Source organism: Galactobacter caseinivorans (genome assembly GCF_003640665.1).
GTDB classification, from domain to species: domain Bacteria; phylum Actinomycetota; class Actinomycetes; order Actinomycetales; family Micrococcaceae; genus Galactobacter; species Galactobacter caseinivorans.
This window is the reverse complement of record NZ_QQXL01000005.1, coordinates 183,698-203,153: the sequence shown is the minus strand read 5'-3', so window position 1 is coordinate 203,153 and position 19,456 is coordinate 183,698. Positions and strand designations below refer to the sequence as shown.

Sequence of the window (19,456 nt, the reverse complement as noted above, 5' to 3'; positions counted from 1 at the left end):
GCCCCTCACCCAGGCGGACCACCCGGCGCAGCCTCAGGCCGCGGGTGGCGCCGGCGGGCGGAAGGAGGGCAGCGAGCCCGGATCGCGCTCCTGCAGCTCCGCCACGACCTTCTCGCGAATGTCATTCTTGAGCGTGTACAGATCCCCGGCGTTGCGGGCGCTGATGGTGATGGTGAGCTTGATGATGCCGCCCTCCGCGCCGGTCACCTGGGTGGTGCCGGTGCGCCCGTCCCAGAGGTCGGAGGCCTCCAGGAGCTGGGTCACGCGGCGCCGGATGCGGTCCACGGGCGCGGTCCAGTTCAGGTCCATCACCACATTGCCGTTGAGCTCGCTTGAGTTGCGGGACCAGTTCTCAAAGGGCGTGGTGGTGAAGTAGGTGGAGGGCAAAATCATGTTGCGCCCGTCCGCCATCGCGACCACCACATAGGTCAGGGTGATCTCAGAGATCTTGCCCTGCTGGGTCTCCACCACCACCACGTCATCCACGCGGATGGCGTCCGTGAAGGCCACCTGCAGGCCGGCAAAGACGTTGGCAAGCACGCCCTGCACCGCCAGGCCAACCACCACAGAGACCAAGCCGGCGGAGGCCAGGATGGTGGTGCCGAGCTGCTGCACCGCGGGGATCATGAGCAGCACCGCGCCCACGCCGCAGACAATCACGATGGCGGTGACGACCCGCTTGACCAGCGTGATCTGGGTCTTCATCTTGGAGAGGCGGCGCAGATCCTGACTCTCCTCCTCGTAGTGCTCCAGCATGGAGACCTCAAAGGAAGACAGCGCCACGACGATCAGCCAGGTCACACAACCAAAGATCGCCACCTTCAGGCCGGCCGCTAGGGCAGCGGACCAGCCCTCGTCCGGGATGAGACCGGCGGTGCCGATCGCTAGGCCGAGGGCCAGCAGCACACAAAACACCGGCAGGCGCAGGCGCTTGACCTGGCGCTGCAGGCGGGCGTGACGGCGCAACACCCGATCAAGGAGGAACCACACCACCCAGGTCACCAGGGCGGCGGCGATCACGGGCAGCAAGAAGGAGAGCCACGGGCGCAGCGCCATGGGAGCCTCCGCTACCACCTCCGTCAACGGCGCCGGGGAGGGAAATGGGGTTGGTGACGGCGAGGGGGTCCCGGACGGCGAGGGAGTGCCCGACGGCGTGGGGCTGGGTGTGCCTGTCGCCATGGGCAGGTGCGTGAACAGCGCGAACATGATCCCAGGGTTCCATACCTCCCCGAGCGCGCGCCCAGTCCGCGCTGGGTGCGCGCCGCAACCCAGCGGCGTCGGGCAGTGCGCCTGGCCCTGGCTGATGGGCCGCCACGGGAGCTGCGCCGTGCGATGCAGATCACAGGGCGAGCGGGGTGTCGGCGCGTGGGCCTACCCTTGGCAGGTGAGTCAGACCCAAACGCAGTTCACCCCACCCACTAACCGTGAGTCCTGGAAGGCCATGAGCGCCCTCATCCTGGGCTTCTTCATGATCCTCATTGATACGACCATCGTGACGACGGCGCTGCCCGCCATCATGAAGGATCTGGACGCGGATCTGAACGGCGGGCTGTGGGTCACCAGCGCGTACCTGCTCACCTATGCCGTGCCGCTGCTGATCTCCGGGCGCCTGGGTGATCGCTTTGGCCCGCGCAACATGTTCCTCATTGGCCTCTCCGTCTTTACCTTGGCCTCGCTCTGGTGTGGCCTCGCGGACAGCGCCGCCATGCTCATCGCCGCCCGCGCCGTGCAGGGGCTTGGCGCCGCGCTGCTGACCCCGCAATCCATGACGCTGATTACACGCATCTTCCCGGCCGAGCGCCGCGGCGCCCCCATGGCTTTGTGGGGCGCCACCGCTGGCGTCGCCACACTGGTGGGCCCGCTGCTTGGCGGCGTCTTGGTGGACGCGTGGGGGTGGGAATGGATCTTCTTCGTCAATATTCCCGTGGGAGTGCTCTGCTTTGTGCTGGTGTGGTTGTGGGTGCCGCGCCTGCCGGTGCACTCGCACAGCTTTGATCTGCTGGGCGTGGGGCTCTCAGCGGTGGGTATCTTCCTGCTCGTCTTTGGCATTCAGCAAGGAGAGAGTCACGACTGGGGCACCATCTGGACTCCGTTCCCCTGGCTCCCCCTCACCACCCTCGAGTTCATCATCGGCGGGCTGCTCTTCCTGGTGGTGTTTGTGCTGTGGCAGGCGCGCAATAAGAAGGAGCCGCTGCTCCCGTTGCGCCTGTTCAGCAACCGCAACTTCACCCTCGCCAACGTCGCCATCACCTGCATGGGCGTGGCCGTGACCACCTTCGCCGTGCCCGTGGTGTTGTACCTGCAGACGGTGCGGGAGTTCACGCCCACGCAGGCCGCCCTGGTGCTGGCACCCATGTCCCTGATGGGCATCATCATGGCGCCGCTCACCGGCAAGATGGTGGGCCGGCGGGACCCCAAGTGGATGGCCGCGCCCGGCTTCTTTGTCTTTGGCCTTGGCATGTTCGCCATGGCCTGGTGCGTCTCCTCGCAGGCCCAGCTCTGGGCCATCCTCGTGGCCTCCGCGGTCATGGGCCTTGGCTCCGCCTTTGTGTGGCCCTCCGTCTCCTTCACCTCGAATCGCGACCTCACCCCGATGGACGCGGGCGCCGGCTCCGGCGTCTTCAACACCACCCGGCAGGTGGGCGCCGTGATTGGCTCCGCCGCGATCGCCGCGGTCATGCAGGCCACGATCGCCGCCCAGACCACCTCCGCGCTCACGGACGCCCCCGCGAACGTGAAGCAGGCCGCGCAAGCCGCGTCCGGCGGCGGACCAGAGGCCGGGGCAGGTGGCGTGGTCCCCGAGTTTTTGCACCACGCCTTTGCCACCGCCTATGGGCAGTCCCTGCTGCTCCCCGCGCTGGCCGCGCTGGCCGGCGCCGTGGCCGCCCTGTGCTTCCGGGCGCGCCCCTCCGCCGCCGCCGAGGCAGCGACCAGGGCGGATGCGTCTCGAGCCCAGGCGGCCAAGGTAGACGCCGCGCAGCCCAACGCCGCCGCCGAAGGCAGCTGAGCCCGCCATGCCAACCCCCTCCAGGCACCCCGTACCAGCGGCCGCAGTGGAGCTGCTGCTTGAACGCGGCTTTGACGCCACCAGCGTGGACGAGCTGGCGGCCGCGGCCGGAGTGAGCCGTTCCACCTTCTTTCGGCGCTACGGCTCCAAGGAGGACATGGTCTTCTCCGACCAAGAGGACCGCATCAGGGCCGCGGCGCAGGCACTGGACGGGACCTCAGGGCCCGGCGCCCTGGTCCCCGCCGCACTCGCGGTGTTTGATCACCACACCAGCAACCAGCGGCTCTCGCAGTTGCGGCACGAGCTGCTGCACCGCGTCCCCGCCCTGCGGGATCGCGAGCTGATCAGCACGCACCGCTTTGAACGGCTCTTTAGGACCTTCCTCCTGGAGGGCGGCTCCGGTCGGGACCCCCTGCCCGACGCCCGCCGTACCTCCGCGGTCGCGCTGGCGGCCGCCGTGGTGGCGGTGCACAACGACCACCTTCGCGCGTGGTTGCGCTCGCCCTCCGCCCAGGTGCGACCCCGCCTCGAGGCGGCGCTGCTTGAGTTGGTGCGCAGGCACGGCGCGGCCGGGGCGGCCGTGGCCGGGGGCGGCGCGGCCACCGTCGTGGTCGTCACAGCGGCGGACCAGTCACCCCAAGCGGTGGCCGCCGCCGTGGAACGCACGCTGCGCGAACGCGGCTGACCTGGCAGGGACCGCGGTGCGGCGCGCCCCTTCATCGACCCACTGACACTGGGTTTCTTGATTTGACACTCAGTTTCATTAGGCTGGGCTCAAGCGCGTTCTTCCGCCATCCCAGATCAGGAGCCCCCATGTCCCAGTTTGAAGCCCCCTTCCCCGCCGGAGTCACCGAGCCGGAGTACGACCTCTACGGGCGCAACACCCCCGTGGACGTTGACCCTGCACGCGTCTTCGCGGACGTCAACGACGAGGACAACGCGTACCGCCAGCGCGCCCGCGACTTTGCGCTGAACGAGGTGGCGCCGATCATCGACGACTACTGGGACCGCGCCGACTACCCGCTGCAGCTGCTCAAGCGCGTGGGTGAGCTTGACCTGCTGCGCGACGGCGTGGACATGGAGGGCTACCCCCACCAGTCGCGCATGGCGGCCGGCCTGGTCAACGCCGAGCTGGCCCGCGTGGATGGCTCCGTCAGCACCATCCTCGGTGTGCAGGGCGGCCTGGCGCTGCGCTCCATCGTGGACTGCGGCTCCCCCGAGCAGATTGAGCGTTGGGCCGGCCGCATGGCGGATGGCTCGCTCCCGGGCGCCTTTGCGCTGACCGAGCCCACCCACGGCTCCGACTCCGTGGCCCTGCAGACCACCGCCACGCGCGTGGACGGCGGCTACGTCCTCAACGGCGAAAAGAAGTGGATCGGCAACGGCTCGCTTGGCCCGGCCACCGGCATGGAGTCACTCTCCGTGGTGTGGGCACGCGACGAAGAGGGCAAGGTGCGCGGCTTTGCCGTGCCGCAGGATTCCGAGGGCTACTCAGCGGAGACCATCACAGGAAAGCTGGCCCTGCGCGCCATCTGGCAGTCCCACATCACGCTGCGCAACGTCTTTGTCCCGGACGAGAACGTGCTGCCCGGCGCCCGCTCCTTCAAGGACACCTCCGCCGTCCTCTTCTCCACCCGGCTCTCCGTGGCCTGGGGCGCTGTGGGCTCCGCGATGGGCGCCTACGAGACCTCCGTGTTGTACGCGGCCCAGCGCGAGCAGTTTGGCCGCCCGCTCGGCGCCAGCCAGATCGTCAACGAGCGCCTGGCCCGCATGCAGTCCGAGATGGTGCAGATGCAGCTCCTCGTGAAGCACATGGTGGAGCTGGAGGACCGCGGCGAGCTCACCGGCGCCCAGGCCTCGCTGGCCAAGTTCACCTGCACGCGCAGCATGCGCTCCATCGCCGCCAACGCCCGCGACCTGCTGGGCGGCAACGGCATCCTGATCAAGAACCGCGCCGCCCGCTTCTTCGCGGACACCGAGGCACTGCACACCTACGAGGGCACGGAGACGGTCCAGGCCATCCTGATTGGCCGCTCCATCACGGGGCACTCCACCTTCGCAGGCTGATGCGTGTGGCCCGGCCCAGCAGGCCGGGCCACACACCCCCTTGGTTGACCCAGATCCCCTGGGTTCACGTAGATCCGCCGTGCGGGCTAGCGCAGCGGCGGGATAGCTCGGTTCAGGAACGGCACCATCACGTCCAACACATCTGCAGCGGAGGCCAGCGTGCCCGCGTGATCGCGCCCCTCCAACCCGGCAAATCCGCCGCGTGGCAAGAGCCGTGCGCCATCCAGCGAGTCCGCATAGCGAGCCTGATCCCGACTCCCGGCGATGAGCAGCGCGGGGACCCGCACCTGGCGCACCAGCAGGTCCGGGATACCGGTGTCCCCAGACTCCGTCATCTCAAAGAGCGCGGCGAGCGCCAGCGGGTCGTTGTTGCGGAACGCGGCCTTGGTATTGGGATCCAAACCCGGCCCAAAGCCCTCCACGAAGGCATCGATGTCCCCTGCTCGCAGCGTCTCAAGGTAGCCGGGGAAGAAGATCTTGGAGATCTCCCCGTGCTGCACCCGGTGCGTGCCACCCATCGCCACAAAGGCCAGCGCCCGCTCTGGGTGGGAGGTCACCAGCTGCCAGCCGGTCCGGGCGCCCATGGAGTAGCCCACGATGCCGGCCTTCTCCACGCCCAACTCATCCATGACAGCCAGGACGTCAGAGACCATACTGTCCGGCCGGTAGGACGGCGCCGCGTGCGGTTTCTCGCTGCGCCCGTGCCCCCTGGCATCGATGCGGATGTGCGTGTACCCGGGCAGTGCCTTGAGGTAGCCAAGGCCACGCCACACCACGCGGGAGAGCGCGGAGCCGTGCAGGAAGACCAGCGGCGGGCCCTCCCCCGCTACGTCATAGGAGATTCGGGTTCCGTCCACTGGATTGAGCACATCTGGCATGCCCTTAAGCCTAGTGGGCGCCGCCCAGCAGCTAGGCCGCGGCCCCCGGCAGCTGCCCCGCGGCAACCTGGCCAATCCAGTCCTGGATCCCCAGCTCGCCATCGCTGAAGTCAAGGGTCTGCCCCACGGAGCGCTTCTCACTCAGCACGGCCGCGATGACCTCTGCCACCAGCTCGCGACTGGTGGAGGTGTCCGACGCCGCTGCTTGCGCCACCGTCGCGGCGGCGGCCGCCACGTGATGGGGCGAGGGCTCGGTGGTGAGGCCGCCAGGGCCAAGAATGGTCCAGTCCAGCTGGGTCCCGCGCAGGTACTCATCCGCGGCCACCTTGGCCTGCTGATAGGTGTAGAAGGAGTTCTCCTCCGGGACCACGTTCACGCGCCCCGCCCCGTGATAGGACACCATCACGTAGCGCCGCACCCCTGCCGCGGCCGCCGCGTCCATGGTGCGGATGGCCGCCTCGCGGTCCACCGCGACCGTGCGTTCCGGGCTGCCACCCCCGGCGCCCGCGGAGAAGACCACCGCGTCGGCGCCGTCAAACGCAGAAGCCAACGCCGCGGCGTCGGACGCTTCAATGTCCAAGACCAGCGGCTGCGCGCCGGCCTCCTTGATCTGTGCCGCATGCTCCGGGTTCCGGATGACGGAGACCACCTCATGCCCGGCGTTCGCTAGGAGGGGTGCGGCCATGAGGGCCACCTTGCCGTGTCCACCGATAATGATGATTCGCATGCCCTCCACCTTGCTCCCTTCCGCCTCCGGGTTCAAGCGCCGCCCCCGTGGCAAGATGACTGCACGCCCCGGTCATCCGCCGGGATCAACCCCACCCGGACCCCAAGGGGACATTGTGTTCTTCTCGCGCCGCAAGCTGGCGAAACAAACCGACTCGGAACGCCGCGGCGACGGCTCGGTCGGCGTCACCTCTGACAGCGACATCAACGGGCTCACCGCCCCCGCCTCCACCCGCGACCCAGAGCGGCGCAACGGCGTGGCCACGATGGGCACTCCCAAGATTCCCTTGAATCCGGGCGGCAGCCGTGTGTCCCACCTCTGGTCGGACGGACTGGGCACGCTGGGCACCCGCTCACTGCAGATCATCCTGGTGGTCCTGGTGGCCGCCGGCCTGATCTTCGCGATGACGACGCTGTCCCTGGTGGTCCTCCCGCTGCTGCTCGGCATCATCCTGTGTTGCGCACTGTGGCCGCTGGTGAAGTTCTTCCGCCGTTGGCTCTCTCCCATGGGCGCCGCGTGGACGGTGCTTTTGGGGGCCTTCCTGATCCTGGGCGGCGTGCTGACCGGCATCGTCGCCACCGTCATGGCCCAGTGGGACAACCTCTCCAGCAAGGCCCAGCAGGGCTTTGCCCAGGTCAAGGACCTGGTGCAGCACCTGCCCATCAACATTGACCAGGCCCAGATCGACGAGTGGATTCAGCAGGCCACCAAGTTCGCCACCAGCGCCCAATTTGGCCAGGGTGCGCTCTCCGGAATCTCCGCGGCCGGCAGCTTCTTCACCGGCGCCGGCCTGCTGTTTGTCATCATGTTCTTCTTCTTGAAGGACGGCGACAAGATCTGGCAGTTCTTCATGAGCTGGGTCCCCGAGCGTGTGCGCCCCACATGGCAGCGTGCAGGCGCACGGGCCTCGGGCACCTTTGGCGGCTACGCCCGCGGCACCTCCATCGTGGCCGCCGTGGACGCCCTGGGCATTGGCCTGGTCATGGTGGTGGTGGGAGTGCCGTTGGCCTTCCCGCTGGCCATCATCGTGTTCCTTGGTTCCTACATCCCCATGGTCGGCGCCACCGTGGCCGGCATCCTCTCCGTCCTCGTCACCCTGGTCACCACGGGAACGTGGCAGGCCATCGCCGTGGCGATCGGCACCATTGTGGTCCAGCAGTTGGAGGGAAACCTGCTCCAGCCCGTGGTCATGGGCAACACCTTGCACCTGCACGGTCTGGTCATCCTGGTCACGCTGACGGGCGGCACCGTGCTGGGCGGGATCGTGGGCGCACTGATCTCCGTCCCCTTGGTCGCCGCGACCTGGGCCGTGGTCAAAGTGGTGTCCGGGCGCGAGTCAGCCCTGGATGATCCGCAAGTGCGCAAGCGCCACGAAAAGGCCCAGAAGAAGGCCAGGAAACGGCTGCGCGCGGCCAAGCGCCGCGAGCGCGAGGAGGGCCGCGGGGCCCGCACGGCCTGACAAGCCAACAACGCACGACGGCGGGTCCTCACCTTCAGGTGAGGACCCGCCGTCGTGCTGTTCAGGCAGTGCTGTTCAGGCAGTGCCGTTCAGGCGGTGAGGCTCAGTGCTCGCCGCCGTCGCGCTGACCCAGCTCGCGATCCAGCGACAGCATGCCGGAGCCGTCGTTGCCGATGCGCTTGACGCGGCCGATGATCTCGGAGACCGTGGCCTCTTCCTCCACCTGCTCGTCAACGAACCAGTTCAGCAACGGCAGCGAGTCAATGTCGCCGGTCTCCAGGGAGAGGCGGTACAGATCGCGGATGGCCTCGGAGACCTTGACCTCGTGGGCCAGTGACGCCTGGAACGCCTCAAGCACGGTGGTGACGGTGACCGACTGGGCCGGGATGGCCTGGAAGACGGGGTGGGCGCCGCGGTCCGTCATGTGAGCGATGAACTTGTCGCGGTGGACCAGCTCTTCCTCAGCCTGGGCGCGGAACCATGCGGACAGACCCGGCAGGTCCTGCAGGTCCATCTCGATGGCGAGCTGGCGATAGGTGATGGCGGCTTCAAGTTCCAGAGTGACCTGGCGGTTGAAGGCCTCTTCAAGCTTTCCGGTGAGTTCCATGCGTTCAGCCTAGAACTCCTTGGCCCGCTTCGCATCCAAGGAAAGGCTGGGCTGTGCTGAGGGCAGAAACAAGCGGATACAGCGCCCATACGGCCCATGAGCAGGCAAGCCTTGCCTGCTCAAGGGCCGGGTCGCTGGCCGCCTACCAGACCAAGCGCGCCAGGGCGAGGAAAGACTCCTTTCGATGTGAACTGGCACGGACAGCCGTGGGCTGGAACACTGTCATCATGCCGAGACCTCGCCGATACGATGCAGCCGTCCGGGAGCGCTTGCTCAGTGACGCCGCCATGATTGCTGCCACTGAGGGCCCCTCCGCTCTCTCCGCGCGTCGCCTTGCGACGGAATCCGGCACCACCACCGCCGCGATCTACACCCTTTTTGGGGGGATGGACTCGCTGCGGGCCGCGCTGACGGCCCAGTCCCTGCAGGACCTGGGGCGTTCGCTGAGCACCCTGGCGCCGGAGGCGGACCCGCTCAACCAGCTCCTCAAGCTGGCACGCGCCTACCGCACCTGGGCACTGGCGCACCCGAACGAGTACCGCTCCATCTTCTCCGACGCCCTTGGCCTGGCCGTTCGCCGCGCTGGTACCGGCGCCGTGCGTACGGTCGTGGCGCCCACCGTTCCGATCTCTGCGCCGGAGGTGTTCCTGGACAGCGTGGACGAGGCCTGGCAGGCCGCCATGGCGCCGCTGAATCAGACGCTGCGAGACGGCCTGGCCTCTGGCGCCCTGCAGGGGGATCCGGAGAGCTCCGGCGCGCTCTGCACCGCCGTGTGGGCCACCCTGCACGGCACCGTGTCCCTGGAGCTTGCTGGGGTCCTGGAGCCCACGCTGGCCAGCCTGGGTAGCGAGATGGGCGCCGAGCTGTTCTTTGACGGCACCCTTGGCCGCATGGTGGCCGGCCTGGTCACCGGCGCTGCCACGGACGTTCCGCAGGCCTGAGCCCCATGCCCGCGCCCTCCCGCGTGCGCGTGGACGCCTGGCTGTGGGCTGTGCGCGTCTACAAGACCCGTTCCGAGGCCACCACGGCCTGCCGCGCCGGCCATGTGCGCCTCAATGGGGCTCCCGTGAAGGCCGCCCAGACGGTGGTGCCCGGGGACCGGTTGCGCATTCGGCGCTCCGGTGAGGAGCGCGATCTTGAGGTGTCCGGGCTCATCAACAAGCGCGTCTCCGCGCAGGTGGCCCGCACCGTTTACGTGGATCACACTCCCCCACGGGAGAAGGTCGTGATCCCGCAGGTCCCGGTCCGTGACCGCGGCGCTGGCCGCCCCACTAAGAAGGATCGGCGGGAGATGGACGCCCTGCGCTCCTCCTGGACGGAGCAGGAATAGCAGGGGAACTCGCGGCAAAGGGGTGGAACTCAGCCCGGTGCTCACGTAGGTTGAGAAACGTAGTTCCCAGTTCTTCGCCGAAGCCGGTCCGGATTCCCGGTCCTCACGCAGCAGGTAAGGACCGACTGCAACGCCCGCGATCCCGTCGGGCGGTCACAGTGCCCCCGCTCACCGGGGGCTGAGAAAGGATCAGTACCTACATGGCTTCTGGCATCGTCAAGTGGTTCAACCCGGACAAGGGCTTTGGCTTCATCGCTCCGGATGACAACTCCGAGGACCTGTTTGCACACTTCTCCGCCATCGAGAGCAGCGGCTTCCGCACCCTCGAAGAGGGACAGCGCGTTGAGTTCGAGGTGACCCAGGGCCCCAAGGGCCTGCAGGCCTCCGCGATCCGTCCGGTCTGATCGACCGCTGACGCTTCCGGCGCCGTCACCCTCACGGGTGGCGGCGCCGTCGTCATTCCTGGCACGTTCACGCCCCCCTGCCCGACGACGCGTGGTTCAGGAATACGCGCGGCGCCGGCTTGGTTGCACCGAGCGTGACTCTTTCCACTCAGCCGCCGCTTTCCGTTCTTGACCTGGCCCCGCGCCGCCCAGGCACCGATCCGGGCCAACCGTTCCGCGACGCCGTCGAGCTGGCGCAGACCGCCGAGGCCTCCGGCTACACCGGCCTCTGGTACGCCGAGCACCACAACATGGCGAGCATCGCCTCCAGCGCCACGTCCGTGCTCATGGCCCACGTGGCCGCCCACACCGAGCGCATCACCGTGGGCGCCGGCGGCGTGATGCTCTCCAACCACCCGCCCCTGCTCATCGCGGAGCAGTTTGGCACGCTGGAGGCCATGCACCCGGGCCGCGTGAACCTGGGTGTGGGGCGCGCGCCTGGCACGGACCAGGTCACCACACGCGCGCTGCGCCGCGGCCCCAACGCGGCAGAGCACTTCCCCTCCGACGTGGTGGAGTTGATGGGCTACCTGGATGATGAGAGCCGCATCCCCGGAGTCGACGCCTACCCGGGCCGCGGCTCCCACGTGCCGGTGACCATCCTTGGCTCCAGCCTCTTTGGCGCCCAGCTGGCGGCGCAGCTTGGCCTGCCGTACGCCTTTGCCTCCCACTTTGCCCCCGCCGCATTGGAGCAGGCGCTGGACGTGTACGTGCGCGAGTTCAAGCCCTCTGCCCGGCTGGAGGCACCCAAGCCCATCGTCGCCGTCGGCGTGCTGGCCACGCAGGACCCCGCAGAGGCCGTGCGCCGCTTTGATGCTGTGGGCCGCGAACGCGTGCGGGACATGCTGGGGCGCGGGCGCGCCACGCCATTCACCGAGGACGAGGTGGACCTGATCCTGGAGACCCCCGCCGGGCGCCAGGTGCTTGAGTCCATGAGTTTCAGCGCCATCGGCACCCCGGATCGCGTGGCGACCCAGCTGCGGGAAATGGCGGCCAGCGCGGGCGCCGCGGAGCTGATCACCGTGCACCACGCCCTGGATCAGGCCACCAGGCTGGACTCCGTGCGCCTCACCGCCGCCGCGTGGGCCGCGGGCGGCCTGTCCGGGGGGCTGGCCTAGCCGCGCCTTCCTGGCCCCCGCGCCGTCCCCGTCAGCGTGCCCTCCCGTCCCCGTCAGCGTGCCGAAACGGCCAGGGGGGTGACAGCGCGGGCTGGGAAGGGCAGGATCGGAACTGGGACGTGCGTCACCTTCTGCCGCACGCCGGAGAGATCAAGACGCGGAACAGGAGAAGAACATGGACGCCGACTTTGAGATCAACGACGACCTGGACCTCGACCAAGACAGCGGCCTGGTCCCCGGCTACGACCCGGACGAACCCGGGGATGCCGGCGTGCGCCGCGAGCTGGAGGACGCAGAGGAAGACGGCCGCGACAGCGCCTCAGCCGTGGGTTCCTCTGACTCCCCTGAGCTGATGGACTCGCAGGATCCGCTGCGCCGCCAGGCCACCGAGGTGGGCAATGAAATAGCGGACTTTGATAACTCGGGGATGCAGATCACCGAGCTCACCGAGGAGGACGACGGCCCCGAGTGGTGAGCCCTAGCTCGTGAGCGGCGAGGGCGCGATGAGCGGGCCTGCTGTACGGTCGGGGGACAGTTGCGAGGAGGCCTCATGGATGCACACGTGCTCGTGGAAAGCCACGCCGGGCTTGGCGTGCTGACCCTGAACCGCCCAGACAAGATCAACGCGTTGACCCCCAGCATGGTCAACACGATCGGCGCCACGCTGCGCGCCTGGCGCTACGACGCCTCCATCAGCGCCGTGGTCCTGCGGGGCGCCGGCGAGCGCGGGTTCTGCGCCGGCGGTGACCTGGCCGGCTTCCACGAGGCGCTGGAGCGCGGCGAGCACGAGGGTTTCCTCGACGTGCTGGCGAACGAGTTTGAGCTGGCCGGGCAGATCTCCACCTACGCCAAGCCCATCGTGGCGATCATGCACGGCCTCACCCTCGGCGCCGGGCTTGGCCTGGCCGGGGCCGCGCAGGTCCGTGTGGTGACGCCGGACGCGCGGCTTGGCATGCCAGAGACGCGGATCGGCTATGTGCCCGACGTCGGTGGGTCACTGCTGCTTGGACGCGCGCCTGGGCGCGTGGGTGAGCACCTGGCGGCCACGGCGGACACGGTGGGTGCCGGAGACGCAGTGGAGAACGGGCTGGCAGACTTCTGCATGGCCCAAGACGGGGCAGATGACCTGCTGGCGACGCTGCAGGACCTGGCCCGGCTGGGAGCCGGGGAGGTCGCCGTCGGGCTGGAGGTCATGCACGGCGTGGCACCTCCGCCCTCCACCTTCACCGTGACGCAGAGCCGCGCCTGGATAGATCACTGCTACGCGCCGGAGGAGCTCTCTGACATCCTTGCGGAGCTGGGCGACTCGGTCTGGCCCGCTGCCCGCGGGGCGGCGGAACGCATCCGCGGAAACTCGCCGCTGGCCGTAGCCACCGCAATTGAGGTGGTGCGCGCCGCCCGCGACGAGGACGAACTGCGCGGCTCTTTGGAGCGCGAGCACCGGGCCGCGGCCTTCCTCATGAGTCATCCGGACCTGGCCGAGGGCATCAGGGCCCGGGTGATCGACAAGGACGGGGCACCGCGGTGGAACCCCGCCGATCCAGGGGAGGTTGATGTGGAGGCCATCCGCGCCATCCTTGAACCCGAAGAGGACGAGGACTGGTAGGGCAAGCAATGCGAGGAAGGGGCGCCCGTGGCTAATTCAACGTCAGGCGACGCGGTGCTTGACCGTGCCGTGCGCGTACTGCAGGCCTTTGACGCCCACCACGCGCGCCTTTCCGTCTCCGCCCTCGCGGAGCGCGCGGCCCTGCCCAGAACCACCGCATACCGCCTGGTCTCGCAGATGACCGACCTGGGCCTACTCACGCGGCTGCCGGATGGCACCTACCGGCTTGGCTTGATGCTCTGGGAGATGGCGACGCGCTCCACCGACGCGCAGGACCTGGCCACCGCCGCGTTGCCGTTCATGGAGGACGTGAACCAGGTGGTGCGCCACTCCACGCAGCTCTCCATCCTGGACGGCGGCGAGGTCCTGATCCTGGAGCGCCTCTCCCGGCCCGGCCACGCGGTGAACCCCGCCCGCCGCGCCGCTCGCATGCCCGTACACCTGACCTCCATGGGGATGGTGCTGCTGGCCCACGCCGCCGCCGCGGACCTGGAGGCCTACCTGGCCAGGCACCGCGAGACCGTCACCGCAAAGCACCCGGAGCTGCGCCGGGAACTGGATCACATACGGCGCCAAGGCTTTGCCAGCTTCACAAGTTTCATTGACCCGGACACCACCGGCATCTCGGTGCCCGTGCTTGATCAGCGTGGGCGCGCCCTGGCCGCCCTGAGCGTGGTGGTGCCGATCCAGTACGACGCCGCGCCCTCCGCCGTCATGTCCCTGCGCACCGCCGCCCGCGCCATCAGCCGCACCATGGACACCGGGCGTCGCTGAGGGTGTTTGTCGCTGAGGGTGTTTGTCGCTGCCGGTGTTCGTCGCTGCCGGTGGGGCAGCGTGCTCCCCGTCCCGGTCAGTCGCCTGAGCGGCCCTGACGCCAGTAGCCCATGAACGCGATGCGGGTGCGGTCCACGCCCAAGTCACGCACCAGATGCCGGCGCAGTTCCTTCACCACTCCGGCCTCCCCCGCAATCCACGCATAGTCCCTGGAAGAGTTCTGCAGCGGCGACTCCCACAGCACCGACTGGTCCACGTCCACGTCCTCCGGTTCCTTGCCGTACGCCGCAGCTGAGTCACTCGGCGTCACGCTCGAGGCCAGCCACAGCGGGGCGGTCTGCGCCACGGCAGGCGCCAGCAACGCCCCCACCGCCTGCTCGCCGCCGCGGACCAGCCAACGCACCTCAACGCCGTCGGGCGGGGTCACGTCCTGGATCTGGCCCGCGTCCGGGACCTCAATCAGCGCCCAGCCGGTGGCCGTGCGTGGCAGCTCGTCCAGGATGGAGCAGATGGCAGGCGCCGCCGTCTCGTCCCCCACGATCAACAGGTGGGAGGCCTGCCCCGGGCGGAAGTCGATGCCGCCGTAGTCCGCGTCAGTGAGATGGCGATTGGGGCCAAGCAGGTAGAGCGCGTCCCCCACGGCCGCGTTCGCGGCGAAGGCGGCGGCAGGGCCGCAACCGGGCCCCACGGAGCCGTCCGGTCCCACCCCATGCAACACCAGGTCCACGTCCATGCGGCGCTCGCCCTCCACATCCCGCAGCGCCCGGATGGTGTAGGTGCGCATCAGGCCGCGCTGGGAGACGGGCGCCTGCAACCACTGCTGGTACCAGCTCTGCTCCGTGTCCTGCTCCACCACGGTGTGCGGCAGCAGCGGCTCAAGCACGGCGCCGATGCTGGCCTCCCTGGCGCCCTCCGCGGGAACAATCACCTTAAAACGCAGATCAAGCGTGGGCCCGTTCAGGCCAAGGTGCGCCAGATCGGGGCCACCAAGGACCAGCCGGCGCAGGCCAGGGCCCAGGTCAATGACCTCGCGGATGATGCCGCGGAAGGCCAGGGTCTGCGAGACGGCGGAGACGGTGCCGGGGAGGGGCTGGACGGCGTTCATGGGGTTTCTCCTTGGGGGGCGGGAGGTTGGGGGGCGGGAGGCTGAGGGGAGGGAATCTGCGGGGTGGGGATGTGCGAGGTGGGCGGTGAGGCGTTGCCTGCCAGCGGGACCACCATCGGGGTGCCGGCCACAGGATCCGGGACCACCACGGTCTCCAGGCCAAAGACCGTGCGCACCGTGGACGTGGTCACCACCTCCTGCGGCGTGCCCTGCGCCACCAACTCGCCCTCACGCAGGGCCACTAGGTGGTGGGCGTAGCGCGCGGCCAGGTTCAGGTCATGCAGCACCATGATCACCGTGGTGCCGCGGCGGGCGTTGAGCTCCCAGACGGTCTGCAACACGTCCACCTGGTGAGCCAGATCAAGGAAGGTCGTTGGCTCATCCAGGAGCAGCACATCCGTCTCCTGGGCCAGGGCCATGGCGATCCACGCGCGCTGGCGCTGGCCTCCAGAGAGGTCTGCCACCACGCTCTCCGCCAGGCCCTGCAGTTGCGTGGCCGCGAGCGCACGCTCAATCGCCGCGCGGTCCTCCGCACCCTCGCGTCGCAGCGCGGAACGGTACGGCGCGCGCCCATGGGCCACCAGCTCCCTGACCGTGAGCGCCTCAGGGGTGATGGGGCTCTGGGGCAGCAGCGCGACTCGACGCGCCAGCGCCTTGGGCGCCATGCGGTGCACATCCGCCCCATCCAGCGTGACGCTCCCGCCTGCGGGCCTGAGCAGGCGGGAAAGGCCGCGCAGCAGAGTGGACTTGCCGCAGCCGTTGGCTCCCACAATCACACTGATCTGCCCGGCGGGAAGCGAAAGGCTCAGTCGCTTCACGATGTCCGCTCCGCCGTAATTCAGCGTCAGGTCCTGCACCGCCAGCGCGCCGCCGGGGCGGTGCGAGGAGGCTGGGACGGTGGAAGCGGCGTCGGGCAACTGGGTGTCGACACCGGGCACCCCGGCAGCGGCGCGTGGCAGGGACGTATCGGGTGAGCGCTTCACGCGCGGCTCCGTTCACGAGTGAGCAGGACGAGGAGAAAGACGGCGCCAAGCGCGCCGGTGACCACGCCGACGGGCAGGCCGTGGCCGATCCCAAAGAGGTGGGCCGCCACCAGGTCTGACACCACCACCAGCGTGGCGCCGGTCAGCGCCGTGACCGCCAGGTTGCCGCGCCGCCCCAACAGGCGCGTGGCGAGCGGATGCGACATGAACGCGACAAAGGACACCGGCCCGACGACGGCGACGGCCGCCGCACACAGCGCGGCCCCGACCCCCACGATGGCGCAGCGCGCCACGGTGACGCGCACGCCGAGGGCGCGGGCGGCGTCGTCGCCCAGTTCAAGCAGGCCAAGCCAGCGCGCCACGGAGGCCGCGCACACAAAGAGCACCAGAAGCGCAGGGGCCAGCACGGCCAACTGCTCCCAGCTGACGTCGGTGACGGAGCCGGTGAGCCAACGCAGGGCATCCGAGGCCTGACGCACATCGGTGCGGGTCAGCAGCAGGTTGACCACAGCGGAGAGCGCGGCGCCGATCGCGATGCCAGAGAGCACCAGGCGCGCCCCCATATCCCCCTTGCCAAGGCTCATGAGCAAAATGGCACCGGAGACCAGCAGCGCGCCAAGCAGCGAGGCGCCCGTGAGCAACCAGCCGCCCCAGCCGAGCACGAGCATGCCAAAGACGGTCGCGGCGGAGGCGCCAAAACCCACACCAATCACATCCGGGCTGGCCAGCGGATTGCGCAGCAGGCGCTGAAAGAGCCCTCCGGCCAGGGCAAGCGCTGCGCCAGCGAGGACGGCGGCCGCCACGGCCGGGAGACGATCCTCCAGAATCATGAAGCGCAGTGCCCCGCGCCCGCCCCCGGTCAGCACGGCAAAGATGTCCTGCGGGGAGGCCAGGCGGGCGCCAAGCGCCAGGCGCGTGCTTCCCGCGAGCAGGAGCAGCAAGACGAGCGCGGCGCTCACCAGGGTGACGCGGCCGGCGCGGGTGCGGGTGCTGGTGCGGTTGCGGGTGCTGGTGCTGGAGACGGTGCTGGTGCTGGTCATCGCTTGCTCCCCACGCGCAGCAGGATCAAGAAAACGGGAGCGCCGACCAGGGCCGTCATGACGCCCACCGGCACCTCACCGGGCGGCGCTACTACGCGACCAAAGGTGTCCGCGGCCAGCACCAGAAGGGGGCCGGCGAGCAGGCTCAGCGGCGCAAGCACGGTCTGCTTGGATCCCACAAAGGGGCGCAGGGCGTGCGGAATGACAAGGCCAACAAAGGCGATGGGGCCACCGATGGTGGTGGCGGCGCCGGCCAGTAACACCGCCGCGCCCAGGGAAAGAAGGCGCACGCGGGCGGGGTGGGAACCCAGGGAGGCCGCCACGTCGTCGCCCAGCGCCAGCCGGTCAAGGGCGGGGGAACAGATCAGGGCCAGGAGCACACCGGCGGCCAGCACCAACGCCGGAACCAAGAGCTCGTCCAACTGGCGCTGGGAGAGCGAGCCCACCTGCCAAAAGCGGAAGGTGTCCAGCTCATCGCGCCCCTGCAACAGAATCGCCTGCGTGACAGACACCAGGCCCGCCGCCAGCGCGGCCCCCGCAAGGGCCAACTTCAAGGGTGTTGACCCGCCGGAGCCCCGCGTGGAGACCGCGTGCACCACCAACGCGGCGCCGGCGGCTCCCACCAAAGCAAACCAGGACAGCGCACCGACCGCTGCCACCCCAAAAACTCCGATCCCGATCACCACAGCCAAAGCCGAGCCGGCGTTCAGACCCAGCAGACCGGCGTCGGCCAACGGGTTGCGGGTGGCCGCCTGCATCACGGCACCGCACAGCGCCAGCGCCGCGCCGACCAGCAGGCCGTTGACGGTGCGGGGGATGCGGGAGGAAATCACGGCGGCCGCATCCGGGTCCGCCGCCGGCGTGATCAGCGCACTCCACACCGCCTCAAAGCTGTACCCCCGCGCCCCAAAAGCCAGCGACGCGGCGACCGCCAGCGCCAACAAGACCAAGAGCACCGCGGCGGTCAACGCCACGCGGCCGGCCGACCCCTTGGAGGGTCGGCCGGCTATGAGCGCGCGTCCGGCGGCGGCCGGTGCCTGGGTCACGTCAGTGCTGTCAGGAGGACGAGTGAGGGACTACTTGCCCTCGACGACGTCCGCGCCGTTGCCCACCAACGCCGCGATCTTGTCTGCGCCCCACGCCAGGCTCAGCGGATTGGCGGCGGAGACGGAGAGCAGCAGCTGGTTATCAGAGGTGCCGACCAGGCCGCCCTTGGTGATGGCCGGGATGCGGTTCAGGAGCTTGTCCTTCTCGATGCTCTCCTTGTTCTGGCCCTCGGGGAACCAGGTGAAGAAGATCTGCGAGTCAAGCTCGTCTGCCTTCTCCGCGGAATAGTTGAAGAAGAAAGCGCCCGGCTTCTCGTTGGCCTTGACCACCGGCGCCTCCTTCATGCCAAGCGCCGTGAGCAGGCGGGGGCGGTTGTCCGCGGAGGTGTAAACGTTGATGCCGCCCTGGTTGGGCTCAAAGTTGCCGGCGATGAAGGTCTTACCCTTCAGCTGCGGGTTCGCGTCCGCGGCCTTCTTGATGGTGGCCTCGGTGTCCGTGATGAGCTGCTTGGCTTCCGCGGACTTGCCCAGCGCCTGGCCGATCATCTCCGTGGACTGCTCCCACGGGGTGCCATAGGCGGCCACGCCCGGGCCCACCACGGGGGCAATCTTGGAGAGCTTCTCGTACTGCTCCTTGGTCAGGCCGGAGTACGCAGCCAGGATCACGTCCGGATCGGCGTCGGCGATGGCGTCATAGGCCACGTCGCCGACGGGCTCGTCAAAGAACGTGGGGGCCTTATCGGAGCCCTTTCCCGCGCCGAGGGAGTCAAGCTTGGCGTCCGCCCAGTCGGTGGAGTTGTTGGCGTTCATGCCCCAGGTGACCTTGGGAACGGCCACCGGGACCACGCCGAGGGCCAGGGCGGTGTCGCCATTGACCCACGAGACGGACACTACGCGCTCCGGCTCTTCCTTGATCTCCGTCTCCCCGTAGACGCTCTTGACCTTCACGGGGAAGGCCTCGGCGGCGGCGCCCGAGGCGTCCGGGCCCGGCGAGGAAGACTCGGCCGCGCCGGAACCGGCGTTTGCGCCGCAGGCGCTCACGGTGAGGGCGATCAGGCCAGCCGCGGCCGTGGCGGCGACGGCGCGCAGGGCGCCTGGAGTGCGAGAGAAGAGCTTCATGGAGTGCATAGTCCTTGTTCGACGACGGGCCCAGCCAAGCGGGTGCGCGTCGTTGCGTTGGGCCCGCGGTCAGAGCCAGCCCCCTTCAACATCAGGGGCGGTAGAAACGGTAGCCGCACCTGAGGTGATTAGACAAACTAAAGTTTC

Annotated in this window: 20 protein-coding genes; 11 read left to right on the top strand and 9 right to left on the bottom strand. The window is 69.1% G+C overall.

The window, feature by feature from the left end:
• Window positions 1–33: 33 nt before the first annotated feature.
• On the bottom strand, window positions 34–1,206 hold the full coding sequence (locus DWQ67_RS09610) for a mechanosensitive ion channel family protein (RefSeq protein ID WP_147433663.1): 1,173 nt from the start codon (window positions 1,204–1,206) through the stop codon (window positions 34–36).
• 178 nt (window positions 1,207–1,384) lie between these two features.
• Here DWQ67_RS09610 and DWQ67_RS09605 point away from each other — a divergent pair, with 178 nt between their 5' ends.
• The 3 genes from DWQ67_RS09605 to DWQ67_RS09595 all read left to right on the top strand — a co-directional run bounded on the left by DWQ67_RS09605 (window position 1,385) and on the right by DWQ67_RS09595 (window position 5,074).
• The gene (locus tag DWQ67_RS09605) at window positions 1,385–3,007 is read left to right on the top strand and encodes a DHA2 family efflux MFS transporter permease subunit (RefSeq protein ID WP_233556029.1); all 1,623 of its coding nucleotides are present in this window, start codon (window positions 1,385–1,387) and stop codon (window positions 3,005–3,007) included.
• 7 nt (window positions 3,008–3,014) lie between these two features.
• Complete coding sequence (locus tag DWQ67_RS09600; protein ID WP_121485374.1) at window positions 3,015–3,692, top strand: TetR/AcrR family transcriptional regulator; 678 nt, start codon at window positions 3,015–3,017, stop codon at window positions 3,690–3,692.
• A 128-nt stretch (window positions 3,693–3,820) separates the two neighbouring features.
• Entirely contained in the window at window positions 3,821–5,074 is a 1,254-nt protein-coding gene (locus tag DWQ67_RS09595) for an acyl-CoA dehydrogenase family protein (protein ID WP_121485373.1), read from the top strand.
• A gap of 86 nt (window positions 5,075–5,160) precedes the next feature.
• On the opposite strand, the gene DWQ67_RS09590 is transcribed toward DWQ67_RS09595, so the two are convergent.
• Window positions 5,161–5,952, bottom strand: coding sequence for an alpha/beta fold hydrolase (locus DWQ67_RS09590; RefSeq protein WP_121485372.1), 792 nt, complete (start codon window positions 5,950–5,952; stop codon window positions 5,161–5,163).
• Window positions 5,953–5,983: 31 nt separating this feature from the next.
• The gene (locus tag DWQ67_RS09585) at window positions 5,984–6,679 is read right to left on the bottom strand and encodes an SDR family oxidoreductase (protein WP_121485471.1); all 696 of its coding nucleotides are present in this window, start codon (window positions 6,677–6,679) and stop codon (window positions 5,984–5,986) included.
• Between the two features lie 115 nt (window positions 6,680–6,794).
• On the opposite strand from DWQ67_RS09585, the gene DWQ67_RS09580 reads away from it, so the two are divergent.
• Entirely contained in the window at window positions 6,795–8,138 is a 1,344-nt protein-coding gene (locus DWQ67_RS09580; protein ID WP_158595426.1) for an AI-2E family transporter, read from the top strand.
• A 103-nt stretch (window positions 8,139–8,241) separates the two neighbouring features.
• On the opposite strand, the gene DWQ67_RS09575 is transcribed toward DWQ67_RS09580, so the two are convergent.
• Complete coding sequence (locus tag DWQ67_RS09575; protein WP_121485370.1) at window positions 8,242–8,745, bottom strand: ferritin; 504 nt, start codon at window positions 8,743–8,745, stop codon at window positions 8,242–8,244.
• A gap of 227 nt (window positions 8,746–8,972) precedes the next feature.
• Here DWQ67_RS09575 and DWQ67_RS09570 point away from each other — a divergent pair, with 227 nt between their 5' ends.
• From DWQ67_RS09570 to DWQ67_RS09540, 7 genes are all read left to right on the top strand, one after another.
• Entirely contained in the window at window positions 8,973–9,686 is a 714-nt protein-coding gene (locus DWQ67_RS09570) for a TetR/AcrR family transcriptional regulator (protein WP_147433661.1), read from the top strand.
• 5 nt (window positions 9,687–9,691) lie between these two features.
• On the top strand, window positions 9,692–10,075 hold the full coding sequence (locus DWQ67_RS09565) for an RNA-binding S4 domain-containing protein (protein ID WP_121485368.1): 384 nt from the start codon (window positions 9,692–9,694) through the stop codon (window positions 10,073–10,075).
• A 200-nt stretch (window positions 10,076–10,275) separates the two neighbouring features.
• Entirely contained in the window at window positions 10,276–10,479 is a 204-nt protein-coding gene (locus DWQ67_RS09560) for a cold-shock protein (RefSeq protein WP_121485367.1), read from the top strand.
• 134 nt (window positions 10,480–10,613) lie between these two features.
• A complete protein-coding gene (locus DWQ67_RS09555) occupies window positions 10,614–11,636 on the top strand; it encodes an LLM class flavin-dependent oxidoreductase (protein ID WP_121485366.1) in 1,023 nt (340 codons plus the stop codon).
• Window positions 11,637–11,811: 175 nt separating this feature from the next.
• Complete coding sequence (locus DWQ67_RS09550; protein WP_121485365.1) at window positions 11,812–12,111, top strand: hypothetical protein; 300 nt, start codon at window positions 11,812–11,814, stop codon at window positions 12,109–12,111.
• A gap of 75 nt (window positions 12,112–12,186) precedes the next feature.
• Window positions 12,187–13,242 carry an enoyl-CoA hydratase/isomerase family protein gene (locus DWQ67_RS09545; RefSeq protein ID WP_121485364.1) on the top strand — a complete coding sequence of 352 codons (1,056 nt, stop codon included), beginning with the start codon at window positions 12,187–12,189 and terminating at the stop codon, window positions 13,240–13,242.
• Window positions 13,243–13,269: 27 nt separating this feature from the next.
• Complete coding sequence (locus tag DWQ67_RS09540; RefSeq protein WP_233556028.1) at window positions 13,270–14,016, top strand: IclR family transcriptional regulator; 747 nt, start codon at window positions 13,270–13,272, stop codon at window positions 14,014–14,016.
• A 76-nt stretch (window positions 14,017–14,092) separates the two neighbouring features.
• Here DWQ67_RS09540 and DWQ67_RS09535 read toward each other — a convergent pair whose 3' ends face one another.
• The 5 genes from DWQ67_RS09535 to DWQ67_RS09515 all read right to left on the bottom strand — a co-directional run bounded on the left by DWQ67_RS09535 (window position 14,093) and on the right by DWQ67_RS09515 (window position 19,309).
• Complete coding sequence (locus DWQ67_RS09535) at window positions 14,093–15,121, bottom strand: siderophore-interacting protein (protein ID WP_121485362.1); 1,029 nt, start codon at window positions 15,119–15,121, stop codon at window positions 14,093–14,095.
• A complete protein-coding gene (locus tag DWQ67_RS09530) occupies window positions 15,118–16,038 on the bottom strand; it encodes an ABC transporter ATP-binding protein (RefSeq protein ID WP_407645806.1) in 921 nt (306 codons plus the stop codon). The genes DWQ67_RS09535 and DWQ67_RS09530 overlap by 4 nt, the downstream gene beginning before the upstream one ends.
• A gap of 62 nt (window positions 16,039–16,100) precedes the next feature.
• Window positions 16,101–17,144 (bottom strand): FecCD family ABC transporter permease, encoded by a 1,044-nt coding sequence (locus tag DWQ67_RS09525; protein ID WP_121485361.1) that lies wholly within the window; start codon window positions 17,142–17,144, stop codon window positions 16,101–16,103.
• Window positions 17,141–18,118 carry a FecCD family ABC transporter permease gene (locus DWQ67_RS09520; protein WP_158595425.1) on the bottom strand — a complete coding sequence of 326 codons (978 nt, stop codon included), beginning with the start codon at window positions 18,116–18,118 and terminating at the stop codon, window positions 17,141–17,143. Before DWQ67_RS09520 ends, DWQ67_RS09525 begins: the two co-directional genes overlap by 4 nt.
• A 102-nt stretch (window positions 18,119–18,220) precedes the next feature.
• Window positions 18,221–19,309 carry an ABC transporter substrate-binding protein gene (locus tag DWQ67_RS09515; protein WP_121485469.1) on the bottom strand — a complete coding sequence of 363 codons (1,089 nt, stop codon included), beginning with the start codon at window positions 19,307–19,309 and terminating at the stop codon, window positions 18,221–18,223.
• Window positions 19,310–19,456: the final 147 nt, after the last annotated feature.